We start from the raw sequence: 12,351 nt of genomic DNA, 5'->3' as shown, positions 1-12,351 counted from the left end.
TCGTTATGCTGATTCGTTTCTTTACCACCGTCCGCCAGCACGGCGTCAATGCGACACCCAAGGAGCTGCTGACCTTGCTGGAGGCGCTGGACGCCGGGCTTGGTTCGGCTGACCTGGACGCCTTCTATGAACTGGCGCGTCTGTGTCTGGTGAAGGATGAGACCCAGTTCGATCGCTTCGACCGCGCCTTCGCCGACTTTTACGAAGGTCTGGAGACCTTGCCCAACCCGCTGGACGTCGATCTGCCCGAAGACTGGTTGCGCCAGCAGCTGATACGTGATCTGACCGACGAGCAAAAAGCCGAACTGGACGCCATGGGCAGTCTGGATGAATTGCTGGCCACACTGGAAGAACGACTTAAGGAGCAGGAAGGCCGGCACGAAGGTGGCAATCGCTGGATCGGTACCGGCGGTACCAGCCCCTTCGGGCATGGCGGCTATAACCCCCAGGGCATTCGCATTGGCGGGCCCGGTAAACACCGGCGCGCGGCCAAAGTCTGGCAGCAGCGTCAGTATCGCAACCTCGACGACAACGTCGAGATCGGTACCCGCAACATCCAGATGGCGCTGCGTAAATTGCGCCAGTTCGCGCGCACCGGTGCCCGCGAGGAACTGGCGCTCGACGACACCATTCGTTACACCGCCCGCAACGCCGGCATGCTCGACATCCGAACCCGGCCGGAGCGACACAACGCGGTGAAAGTCTTGTTGTTTCTGGATGTCGGTGGGTCGATGGACGATCACGTACGCATCTGCGAAACCCTGTTTTCTGCGTGTCGTAACGAGTTCAAACACCTCGAACACTTCTATTTTCACAACTTCATTTACGATCACGTCTGGCACGATAACAGCCTGGGTCGGCAGGCGATTACCCCGCTTGGCGACGTGCTGCACAAGTACGGGCCTGACTACAAAGTCATCTTCGTCGGCGATGCTGCCATGGCCCCTTATGAAATCGCCGCCGCATACGGCAGTATCGATTTCATGAATGAGGAGCCGGGTGCCGTGTCGTTTGAGCGGTTGCGCAGACATTTCAAGCGCAGTGTCTGGCTCAATCCGATTGGTCGGGAATACTGGGACTATACCCAGAGCATCGGTATGGTGCGCCAGTTGATTGAAGGTCGGATGTTCCCGTTAACGGTGGACGGTTTGAGCCAGGGGATAGCCGCGCTCAGCGGCAAAGCCTGAAGGTGCCTTCCCGGGTTGGCATGGGGTATACTCAAGGTAAAGACGTACCGCGACACACCGAGGTTATGGAAGATGAAAAAGGTGTGGGTGTATGCCCTGTTTTGGGCGGGCCTGGCCGCATGCCAGGTGCCTATAGCCAGTGGCGACACAATTCGGCTGGTTGCCGACCCCTGGTGTCCCTATAATTGCGAGCCTGGCACTGAGCACGCGGGGTTTATGGTGGATCTTGCGCGCCTGATATTCCAGGCCGAGGGACATGAGGTGGAGTACCACCAACGGCCTTGGGTGAGGGCATTGCAGGAAACCCGTGATGGGGCTTTCCATGGCGTTATTGGCGCTACCCGGCTCGAAGCACCTGACTTTATCTTTCCTGACCTGGCTCAGGGACAAATGGCCAATGCTTTCTGGACCCTGTCCGACTCCTCCTGGCAATTCCACGAACCTGCATCACTCGAAGGTCATTATCTGGCCGTCATCGCCGGATACAGCTACGGTGCCCTTATTGAAGGCATGCTGCAGGATGAGCGCCACCGGCCTTATATTACCGAGCTGCACGGCGTGTCTCCGCTGAAGAACGGACTCAAAATGCTGGAGCGAGGGCGAATTCAGGTATTGTTGGAAGATGAGCACGTGATGCGTTACCAGCTGCGTCAAACCGGACAAACCCCGCAATTCAAACAAGCCGGTTCTGTCCCGGCACAACCCGAATCCGCTCGCGTGTACATTGCCTTTAGCCCGGCGCATGACGCTTCTGCTGACTATGCCCGACTGTTAACCGAGGGCGTAGCTAGAATGCGCGCCAGCGGCGAATTGGCGAGCATTCTGGCTGACTACGGAGTCAGTGACTGGCGCTAACAAGGTTATATTCCCCCCATTTCTGGTAGTCTGACAGTCGGTTGTCTGTTGGGGTCAAGAAACCTATGTGTTTGGTAGTAAATCGTTTGGCTTACCTGTTTCAGCTGTGTCTCTGGGTGGCGGTGCTGTGTGTTTCTGTAGCCCCTGTCGCGGTGGGCGAGGTTCAGGACTCCATGGCTGATAAACCTGAACCTAAACCTGAACCTGACGCCGTTGTGCTGTCGCCTTATGAGCAGTGCATGCTGCAACTGATCGAAAGCGCCTCCAACGTGCTCAGCGCATCCCAGCTGCGCAATTATTGCAGCCTTGAAAGCCGCACTGGCAGTGGCGTAAGCAACGCGGAAACCCCGTTGCGACGGCGCATCGCGCTCGAGCAGTTCTCGTTGAACAACCCTTTTAGCTTGCTCCCGCACCGGCCCAACTATCTGCTGCCACTGGCGTATTCGACCGACCCTGACCCCAATGCCCAGGGCGACGTGGACTTGCAAGCCGTCGAAATCGAGTTTCAGCTCAGTCTCAAGGTGGTGATCCTGGAAAGTCTTTATCGGGATTTCGGAACCTTTTCATTCGCCTACACGACCCGGTCTTTCTGGCAAGCCTATAACTTTGACCTGTCCTCTCCGTTTCGTGAAACCAATCATGAACCCGAGTTCATTCTTGCACTGGGTAGTCGGCTTGAATTGGCCGGGGTGCGTAACATTGGTAATGCGATTTCTCTGAACCATCAGTCCAATGGCTTGAGTGGCGAAAATTCTCGCAGTTGGAATCGGGTGATTTTCCAGACCGTTTGGGAGCGCAAACGCTGGGCCCTCGCTTTCCGGCCCTGGCTTCGCATTCCTGCTCCCAAAGAGCGCTACCCCGGTGATCCGCTGGGCGACGACAACCCGGATATCCTGGATTACATGGGCCATTTTGACGTCAATGTCGTCTATGGCGGGAATACGCACCAGTTTGCGTTAATGCTGCGCAATAATTTGCAGGCAGATCCCAACCGGGGCGCCGCGGAATTAAGCTGGTCGTTTCCGGTGAACGATCGGGTACGGGGCCGTTTGCAGTATTTTCACGGCTATGGCGAAAACCTGATCGATTACGACCGGTTTAATCAAACGCTGGGGTTGGGTTTTGAACTGAATGGCTGGCTCTAGGGAGCCTCTGAACAACTCCCCCAGGGCTCTGCGCGAGCTAAAACGTTCTGGCACAAGGCGCACTTCGCAGCGCAATGGCCGTAGCCCTTGTCAAGAAGTGCAACGCCGGGCCAGGACGTTTTAGCCGCGCCCGCTGGGGCTTTCCGAGGAACGCTGCCACTTCGTTGGACTTATTTGAAAGGTCTAGACATTTCTGCATAAGTCCGCCTTGTGGCAACGTCCCTCGGATAAGCCAGAGCCCCGGGGGAGTTATTCAGAGGCTCCCTAGCAGTGTGTTGAAATTCTCTGAATGTGAGCATTCTGTACCTGGAACATGGCTGTTCCAGCGACATCGATGACGGCTAAGTCATTGATTTCGGCAGGAATGCAAAAATCACACTGTTTGTATTCCGTCTTTGGGAAAAGCCAGGAAGCCTTTTTCAACACCGTGCTAGGGAGTGAGTCGGAGGTTCTCTTGCACCCGGTCAGGCTCCCGTAAAACCGCGCGAGTGACTTGCCACATACTGAGATTCATTTACACTTGCTAGTGAGAATCTGAATAGATCAGGCACCGGGGGTGTGGTGAATTCATTGTTGAAGATCGACAATCTGGCTTGCCAGTATGGCTCGGTACCGGTGCTGAAAAACATCGGATTGCAGGTGCTTGAAGGCGAAATCTGCTGTTTGCTGGGCCCCAGTGGCTGCGGTAAAACCACCCTGTTGCAAGCCATTGCCGGCTTCACACCGCTGGTAACCGGCCAGATCGAGCTTGATGCCCAGATTATTGCCGAGCCGGGGTCAGGTATGGCGCCGGAAGCCCGGGGCATCGGCATGGTGTTTCAGGATTACGCCCTGTTCCCGCATCTGACGGTGCGCCAAAATATTGGTTTTGGGCTCAAATCGGTCGATCGTACCGAGCGCCAGGTCCGAATCCGGGAAGCGCTGGATCTGGTCAAAATGGAGGCTCTGGCCGACCGTTACCCCCACGAGCTATCCGGTGGTCAGCAACAACGCGTTGCCCTGGCGCGGGCGCTGGCGCCCAAGCCGCGTCTGCTATTAATGGACGAACCCTTCTCCAACCTCGATACCGAGCTGCGTCGCAGTCTGTCGCGAGAGGTTCGCCGTATCCTGAAAACCGCTGGCATCACCGCCATTATGGTGACTCATGATCGTGACGAAGCCTTTGTGGTCAGCGATCGGCTGGGCGTTATGGATCAGGGCCGTTTGTTGCAATGGGGCACTCCGGCACAGGTGTATCATCAGCCAGCAACACCGTTAGTGGCCAGTTTTGTCGGCGACGGTAACTGGATCGAAGGCCGGGTTCTGGACAGCCAGACACTGGCAACGGAATTGGGCACGGTTCATCAACCTGGCCATCTCTGGACTGCAGGCAAGAGCCTGGACATTTTCGTTCGCCCCCATGAAGTCACGGTAACCGATGCCTTCGACGCCGTTCAGGTAGAAACGCTCAGTGGTGAGTTTCTGGGGACCCAGACCCTCTATCGTTTTAGATTGCACAGCGGGCGTGAGCTCGAAGCCCAGTTCGGGTCTCAAGCGGTCTTTCAGCCTGGCTCAACTCTGGGGTTGGCGCTCACCTCGGCCAACCTGGTCGCTTTTCCCGCCAGCGGTGACTACGACCAGACTGACTGGTACGGTCCTGTCACCCCTTTGGCGACACAAGCCCAGTCTGCCACGTTACTGAGTGCGACAGCCCGATAAAGAGGCGGTTTTTAGTGCCCGGGCCGACCTGCAGACGCCAGGGTGACCCTGGGTAGCTGAATCAATGCAAACCAGGAAACCAAAGGGTGTTCTAACCCTGTTCCGCCACCGGCAAAACCGGCGTCGCCGCTTTACGCCCGCCCTGAATTGACCGGCTTAGCATTATCACCGGCAGCAACCCCACCAGCACAATCATCAGCGCGCCCATGGCCGCCACTTCAATTTTTTCGTCCGAGGCGTATTGGTATACATAGGTGGCCAGGGTGTCGTAATTGAAGGGGCGCAGCATCAGGGTGGCGGGCAACTCCTTCATGGTGTCGACAAAGACGACTAAAGCGCCGGTGAGCAGCCCCGGACGGATCAGTGGCAGATGCACCCGACGCAGGGTCTCCAGGCTGTTCATGCCAAGGGAGCGGGCAGCCTTGTCCATCGACGGCGTGACCTTGTCGAGGCTGGACTCAATGGCCCCCGCCGCGACGGCCAGAAAACGAACGCTGTAGGCAAAGACGAGAGCGAAGACGGTACCGCTGAGCAGCAGACCACTGGAGACGTCGAACCGGGCACGCAGAAACGCATCGACGGTGTTATCGAACGTCGCCAGAGGGATCAGAACGCCAATCGCCAGTACCGTGCCGGGCATGGCATAGCCCAGCTTGGAGAGGCTGACAAAGGTGCGGACACTCCGGTTGGGGTGCAGGCGGCGGCCATAGGCCAGCAAGGTGCCGATGACGACGGTAACCAGCGCGGCGGTGGCCGATAGGAACAGGCTGTTCCAGGAAATGGCGATGAAATCGTCGGTCCAGTAGCTGGAAAAGTTCCCCAGTGCATAGCTGGCCAGTTGATAGGCGGGGACCGCGAAGCCAAGCACAAGAGGCAGTGCACAGGCCATAAAAGCCAGCCACCCTTTGGCGCCGGTTAAGGTGTAGAGGGCGGAATCCTGATTGGGTTTGCCCTGACCAAAGTGGCGCTGCCGGGCGCGGCCGATGCGTTCAAGCGTAATCAGCACCACAACAAACACCAGCATCATACTGGCGATCTGAGCGGCCCCGCCCAGGTTGCCCATATTTAGCCAGGTATCGTAAACGCCCAGGCTCAAGGTACGAATGGCAAAGTAATCGACGGTGCCGAAATCGTTCAGGGTTTCCATCAGCGTCAGCGCCAAACCAACGGCGATAGCCGGGCGGGCCAGCGGCAGCGATACCCGGTAGAAGCTTTGCCAGGGAGTGCAGCCCAGGGTGCGACTGGCGGCCAATATATTGCTGCCTTGTTCCAGAAATGCAGCGCGGGCCATTAAATAGACATAGGGGTACAGCACCAGTGACATCAGCACAATGGCACCACCCATGCTGCGGATGTCCGGGAACCAGTAGTCGCGTCGGGTTTGCCAGCCAAAGACATCACGCAGGGTTCCTTGCAACGGGCCTGCGAATTCGAGCATGTCGGTGTAGATGAAGGCTATGACGTAAGCCGGTACCGCAAAGGGCAGCAGTAAGGCCCATTCAAACAGCCGGCGGCCGGGGAAGTGGCACAGCGTCACCAGCCAGGCCGTGGTCACCCCGATGGTAAAGCTCAGTAGTCCGACTCCGGTCAACAGCAGCAAAGTGGCTTCAAGGTAGCGGAACAAAACGGTGTTATAGAGATGCCGCCAGATGTTATCGGTCGGGAACAGAGCCAGGTAGAACACGGACAGTACGGGTAATACGACCAGCCCGGCGATGATAAAGACCAGAATCGGCCAGGCACGCAAGTGCTTGAAAAGTCTAATGCGCGGTTGGGTGCCCAGTGCTGGCGGGTTGGCCATTCATGCCTCGGTTGCAGATAAAAGAAATGGACGGGGTGTGTGCAAACAAAAACGGCAGCCGAGGCTGCCGTTTATAAGTTTACTTCAAGGCTGGGGTGCTTAGAAGTCGTAACCGACTTCGTCGACGAGTTTGGAGGCGTCTTCGACGTGGTTCACGACCGCCGTCAGGCTGACGTCATCGGCTACAAAGTCACCCATATACTGGTTTAACAGTGCTGAGCGCGGAGTATCGGGTTTAACCGGGAATTCGTGGTTCTCCTGAGCATACATGTACTGAGCCAGATCCTGGCTCATGAACTCCAGCAATTGCACGGCTTCATCGCGGTTCGGTGCGTGTTTGGCAACTGCCGCGCCAGAGATGAACATGTGCGCACCGCGGTCTTCCTGGTTCGGGAAAACGATGTTAACCGACTGGGCCCAGGCAATTTGCTCGGGCTCTTCGTAGTTGGTCATCATGGCGCCCCAGTAGTAGCTGTTGCCCAGTGACAAATCGCATTCGCCTTCCATAATGGCTTTCACCTGCGCCCGGTCGTTCCCCTGAGGAGTGCGTGCCAGGTTGTTTTTCAACCCTTCGAGCCAGGTCTGGGTGTAGGCTTCGCCATGATGTTCGATCATTGAGGCAAACAACGACAGATTGTAGTTGTGTTTGCCGCTGCGGGTACAGATGCGGCCTTCCCATTCGGGATCGGCCAGTTCTTCATAGGTGGTAATTTCGCCGGGTTCAACGCGATCCTTCGATGCGTAGATAACGCGGGCCCGGGTAGTCAGACCAAACCAGTGATTGTCTTCAGCGCGGTATTGCGCCGGAATGTTGCTGGTCAGAATGTCGCTGTCGACCGCCTGTGTCAGGCCTTTGTCGTAGGCGTCGACCAGAATGGTGGTGTTGGGCGTCAGAATGATGTCGGCCGGGCTGTTGCGACCTTCCTGCTCGATGCGCTCGTTCAGGCCGGAACTGGCGTAAATGACATTGGTTTCAATGCCGCTTTGTTGGGTAAATGCTTCCAGGAGAGGTTCGATCAGAAACGCCTGGCGATAGGAGTATATGTTCACTTCTTCCGCCTGGGCGGCGGTGACAGTCAGGCTGGCGGCCAGTGGCAGCGCAGCAAGTGTCAGGTGTTTCACGGTGCGTTTGATGGTTGTATTCATTCTCGGTCTCCATTGCGAAAGGCTTTCAACATGATAAGTATTCTCAGTTGTATGCAATGACGTGTCAAGCAATGTGGTCGACACCGACCGGGTTTGAGTATGATTTGGCCGTGTTTTCGGGGAATATCCCGCGTGGTGAAACTGATTCGGGCTGCTAAACTGGGGAAAGCTCAGGCTCTAACAGGAGGCCCCGTGTGGGCAGGAGTGACCGATGATCCGACACGCCACCAATACTGACTTCCACGAATTGGCCGAGCTGTATCACGATGCCAGTCTGATTGCCCATCCGTTTATTGACCCCAACTACATTGCCCGGGACCGACGGCATCTGCGTGAGCACCGTTTGCCGCTTGAGCAGGCGTTTTTGTGGGAGCGGCAGGGTGACATTGCCGGGTACATTGCACTGGAAGGCAAGCGGATTAACGGCTTGTTTATTAAGGTAGAGCATCAGCGCCAGGGCATAGGCCGAATGCTGGTAGACCACGTGAAGCACTTGCACGATGAGTTGCGGGTCAAGGTTTTTCAGGAAAACTATCAGGCTCAGCGCTTTTACTTCGCCATGGGGTTCGACATCGTTCCCGAAACGGACACCCCGGAAGACGGGCCACACGCACAATACTGCATGCGCTGGCCCGTCTGAGGCTCACTCCAGCTTATTGCTGTTGTACCTGATACACGCTCAGGGAACCGCTGACTTCGTTGGCGACCAACAGCAGCGCAACACCGGATGGGCTCTGACTGGCCGGTATGAATTGCATGCCCTCCGGCGCCAAGTCGCCCGCTTGTGCGGTGATGTCGCCGTTAGCACTGGCAGCGGTCGCATCGTAATTGCGGTGGTTGGTGTAAGCCACAAACTGCACCGCTTCCGGGTTGGTGATATCGAAGGTCATAAACCCGCCCATGCGCTCAAGGCCAACAAACGCCAGAGTGCGGTCACCCAGTTGCCCCAGGGTCAGCGCTTCGGGTTCAGGCCCCTTGTTGTCACTGCGGTCGTCTACGGCCAGTTCATTGTCGGTGGTATTGAAGTACGCCGGGAACCGATCGGCCGTGATGCGTTCGATCAGGTCGCCGGAGTCGTACACCAGGGCGCCAATGTCGTCGAAGATCGCAAAAGAACGGGCGCCGTAGGCGTAAACAGACTCGTAAACTCCGTCGCCATTGGCATCGCCCAGCGCTTTATTGATTTTCAGGCCGCCGATGTCGTCGAAGCCGGCAAGCGAAGCGGCCAGTTGCACATCACCGATCTCGGTTTCGTCGGTGTAGACAAGGCAGCCATCGTCTTCATCCCAGTCATACTGACCCATCGGCAAAGCGCCCTGGCACTGTGCTTCGGTTTCAGCATCCGAGAAATATTCGCGAGCATCCCCTTCGTTGGCCGTGACCACATAGGTGCGGCCATTGATGCTGTAACTGGCGATGGAGTCCGGATGGTAGGTACCATAGAGGCCAGCGTAAGTCGCCAGGGCAGCTACCTCGTCATCTTTGTTTGCATCCAGGCTGTTGTCGGCCAGGCTATGATCCTTGAAACCCAGAGGGTAAAGCCCGGTGATGCTGGGTGTATCGCTCAGACTGATTTTGGCCAGGGCGTTGTTTTCCTGCAGTGACACAAAGGCCGTGCGGCTGTCAGGAGTGACGGTGATGTATTCCGGCTCCAGGTTTTGCGACAGACGGGTGTACTCCGGGTCCGGGTTGTTGGCGGTGATGATGTCCGGGTGGTGGTTGTCGTCAAAACCATTGAAGTTCAGTTGAATTGCCAGATCATCCGGAATGCCGCGGGTTACCGGAATCACCGAAACGCTGCCTTCCGGGTCGATCAGGTAGTCGCCGCTGGGCTCGCCTTCATTAGCGACCAGTACGTAGCGGCCATCGGGCGAAAAGGTCACCATATCTGGCAATGCGCCTGCCAGTACACCTTTGACGAAGTCGGTGTCACCCTGGTCATTGAGGCGGTAAAAGAGAATGGCGCCTTTATCAACCTTGCTCTCGTTTTCAACGGCAATCGCCAGCAGGTCACCATGCACAGCCAGGCTGTTGGCTCCGCCGATCATGATTTTGCGGTATCCCGTATACGGGTCTGCGACCCAGACTTGCGCCGGCACGGCATCGCTGCGATCGGCCAGGTTGCTCAGAGTGTAGGGCGCATCAGTGCTTTCCGTCAGCAAGTTGCTGATGCGCACCGCATTAATGCGCCCGGTGGCGCCATTGGTCAGGTAAGCGAAGCCAGAGGCTTGGTGGTAGGCGACGATTTCAGCCGCACTTTCATCAAAAATACCGCTGGTGTAGCGGCCAACCATATCAATTTGTACGCTGGGATCGCCTGCGGGCAGCGCACGATCGGCTGATTGGGTTGGGTTTGTGCTGCAGGCACTGAGTGTCAGGCCAGCGGCGAACGTAATCGCCAGGGGTTTTAGGGGCGTCATGGTGGCATCCTGTCGCGGGTTGGTGAGCGTTGTTGTATTTGCTCACGCTACGGAGTCTGTGTGACAGAAAGACGACAATGGGATGACAGTCTGAATACAGTCGGGGTGCGCAGTGACTTTGCTTGTGGCTTTGGTTAGTCTGCCAGACTGGTTGGAAAGCTTTTAATATGGCCCGGGCGTCTCGCTGCATTGTTCAGAGCCTCCCCGGCCCTAACTCCTATTGATGAGGTGAATTGTGACCTGGACGACCTGGCTGGCAGTGGTCAGCATATGCATGTTGGGCGCGATGTCGCCAGGGCCATCACTGGCCGTCGTGTTGAAGCAAACCCTGGCCGGTGGACGATCCAACGGTGTGGTGGTGGCTGTGACACATGGGCTGGGCATCGGTCTCTATGCGCTGCTGAGTATCTTTGGTCTGGCTGCGCTGATTACGGCATCACCCCTGGCTTTTACCGCCTTGCAGTGGAGCGGCGCCCTGTACCTGGCCTGGTTGGGGGTAAAGGGGCTACGCGCCCGCGCTAACCCGGATGCCGAGTTGCCAGACGTACCCACCACCGCAAGCGCCGCCCGCGATGGTTTCCTGGTGGTCTTTCTGAACCCGAAAGTGGCGGTATTCTTTATCGCGTTGTTCAGTCAGGTTGTTGGCGCTGATACCAGCGTTTTGGCCAAACTCGGCTACGCCGCTACCGCCATGGTGATCGACGGCAGCTGGTACCTGGTTGTGGCCTGGTTGTTTTCCACGCCCGCGTGGCTTGACCGGCTAAAGCAGCATTCAGTCTGGTTTGAGCGAGTATTCGGGGTGATTCTGGTAGCGCTGGCGGGTCGGCTGGTGCTATCGATACTCCGTTAAGCGCTGCCGTCAAGATCGATGAAAACGGCGACGGGTCATCGATGGTGACCGGCCGCCAATGTTGGTATCAACAAGCCACGGACTCATCGGTCACCGTAAAACGCCCTTTCTCATCTTTCACCACCCGCCCCGAGGCAATATGGGGATCATGGGTAAAGAATAAGCGCCCGTTGCGGCTGGCAAGATCTGATAGCAGGCGGCGCTTTTCATCGATCAGCGCTTCTGGAAATCGGTCGTAGCCCATGGTTATCGGCAGGTGTACCCAAGCCTTGCCGGGAATCAGGTCTGCTGCAAACACAAGCGGGCCGTCGTCTGTCTGAATTTCCGTCAGTAACATGCCCGGTGTGTGGCCATCGCTGTAGTGAAAGCGATAAGCATCGCCCAGGCGTTTTGAGCGGGTGCCGTTTATTCGTTCCAACCGCCCCGATGCTTCCAGCAAGGCAGGCAGTTCGGGAATGAATGACGCTTTGTCGCGCGGGTGGGGATGTAATGCGCGTTGCCAGGCTTGTTCCCCGACGATAAACCAGGCGTTTTTGAACACCAGGTGCGGTGCCTGGCCTTCCTGCCAGGCGCCAAGCAAGCCACCGGCGTGATCAAAGTGCAGGTGGGACAGCACCACAATATCGATGTCATCGGGCTCCAGGCCCAAGTCTGCCAAGGCCTCCAGCAGGCAATGATTGTCTTCCTGAACGCCGTAGCGTTCGCGCAAATCCGGTGGGAAAAAAGCGCCTACACCCGTTTCAAACAGTATCGTGCGGTCGGCTTCCTGAACCAGCAGGCAGCGACAGTTCAGATCGATCCGGTTGTGCTCGTCGCTGGGCAGCCATCGTTCCCACAAGGCCTTGGGCGCGTTGCCGAACATGGCGCCACCATCGAGTTTTTGGGAGTTTCCGAGCAGGGCATGCAGTTTCATTGTGGTCTCCTGTGGCAGGCATAACCTTACCTTAGGCCTTCGTTCCCGCAGTTCACAGGGCAGGGGCAGCAGAGACGGCGGTTGACTATGTCACGTCGGCGTTACGAGGAGGGTCGTACGGGCGGCATAGATGAAACGGACGAAGGGGTAGCCAGTCAGGCGCGATCCAACAGCCAGACACAGCAAAATCGCCCGACAAGGGCGACTCGATCAATAAGGTGAATCGATGCAGGTAATACACGTGACTGACACGTTGGTTAGCAAATAAGCTAAGCTGGCCCTGTTGTTGTTTTTAGGAGGCCCTAAATAAAAACTGTGCCCTTGTTATTGTTTTTA

General features: G+C 57.1%; 10 protein-coding genes. 6 read left to right on the top strand and 4 right to left on the bottom strand.

Annotated elements, in window-relative coordinates; translation table 11 throughout:
• Positions 1-5 precede the first annotated feature (5 nt).
• The 4 genes from G565_RS0110225 to G565_RS23730 all read left to right on the top strand — a co-directional run bounded on the left by G565_RS0110225 (position 6) and on the right by G565_RS23730 (position 4,885).
• The gene (locus G565_RS0110225) at positions 6-1,187 is read left to right on the top strand and encodes a vWA domain-containing protein (protein ID WP_028670839.1); all 1,182 of its coding nucleotides are present in this window, start codon (positions 6-8) and stop codon (positions 1,185-1,187) included.
• Between the two features lie 72 nt (positions 1,188-1,259).
• A complete protein-coding gene (locus tag G565_RS0110220; protein WP_028670838.1) occupies positions 1,260-2,042 on the top strand; it encodes a substrate-binding periplasmic protein in 783 nt (260 codons plus the stop codon).
• Positions 2,043-2,215: 173 nt separating this feature from the next.
• The gene (locus G565_RS23735) at positions 2,216-3,187 is read left to right on the top strand and encodes a phospholipase A (protein ID WP_169579638.1); all 972 of its coding nucleotides are present in this window, start codon (positions 2,216-2,218) and stop codon (positions 3,185-3,187) included.
• Between the two features lie 561 nt (positions 3,188-3,748).
• The gene (locus tag G565_RS23730; protein WP_425413972.1) at positions 3,749-4,885 is read left to right on the top strand and encodes an ABC transporter ATP-binding protein; all 1,137 of its coding nucleotides are present in this window, start codon (positions 3,749-3,751) and stop codon (positions 4,883-4,885) included.
• A 91-nt stretch (positions 4,886-4,976) separates the two neighbouring features.
• On the opposite strand, the gene G565_RS23725 is transcribed toward G565_RS23730, so the two are convergent.
• Positions 4,977-6,686: an ABC transporter permease gene (locus G565_RS23725; RefSeq protein WP_051207746.1), complete on the bottom strand. Its 1,710-nt coding sequence runs from the start codon at positions 6,684-6,686 to the stop codon at positions 4,977-4,979.
• Positions 6,687-6,785: 99 nt separating this feature from the next.
• On the bottom strand, positions 6,786-7,832 hold the full coding sequence (locus tag G565_RS0110200) for an extracellular solute-binding protein (protein WP_028670837.1): 1,047 nt from the start codon (positions 7,830-7,832) through the stop codon (positions 6,786-6,788).
• A gap of 211 nt (positions 7,833-8,043) precedes the next feature.
• Here G565_RS0110200 and G565_RS0110195 point away from each other — a divergent pair, with 211 nt between their 5' ends.
• Positions 8,044-8,472 carry a GNAT family N-acetyltransferase gene (locus G565_RS0110195; RefSeq protein ID WP_028670836.1) on the top strand — a complete coding sequence of 143 codons (429 nt, stop codon included), beginning with the start codon at positions 8,044-8,046 and terminating at the stop codon, positions 8,470-8,472.
• A gap of 13 nt (positions 8,473-8,485) precedes the next feature.
• Here the strand turns inward: G565_RS0110195 and G565_RS0110190 are convergent, their stop codons facing one another.
• Complete coding sequence (locus G565_RS0110190) at positions 8,486-10,252, bottom strand: choice-of-anchor I family protein (protein ID WP_028670835.1); 1,767 nt, start codon at positions 10,250-10,252, stop codon at positions 8,486-8,488.
• Positions 10,253-10,487: 235 nt separating this feature from the next.
• On the opposite strand from G565_RS0110190, the gene G565_RS0110185 reads away from it, so the two are divergent.
• Positions 10,488-11,102, top strand: coding sequence for a LysE family translocator (locus tag G565_RS0110185; RefSeq protein WP_028670834.1), 615 nt, complete (start codon positions 10,488-10,490; stop codon positions 11,100-11,102).
• Positions 11,103-11,169: 67 nt separating this feature from the next.
• Here the strand turns inward: G565_RS0110185 and G565_RS0110180 are convergent, their stop codons facing one another.
• Positions 11,170-12,015: an MBL fold metallo-hydrolase gene (locus G565_RS0110180; RefSeq protein WP_028670833.1), complete on the bottom strand. Its 846-nt coding sequence runs from the start codon at positions 12,013-12,015 to the stop codon at positions 11,170-11,172.
• Positions 12,016-12,351 lie beyond the last annotated feature (336 nt).

Source organism: Saccharospirillum impatiens DSM 12546, assembly GCF_000423605.1.
GTDB lineage: Bacteria > Pseudomonadota > Gammaproteobacteria > Pseudomonadales > Natronospirillaceae > Saccharospirillum > Saccharospirillum impatiens.
This window is presented reverse-complemented; position numbering and strand designations above follow the sequence as displayed.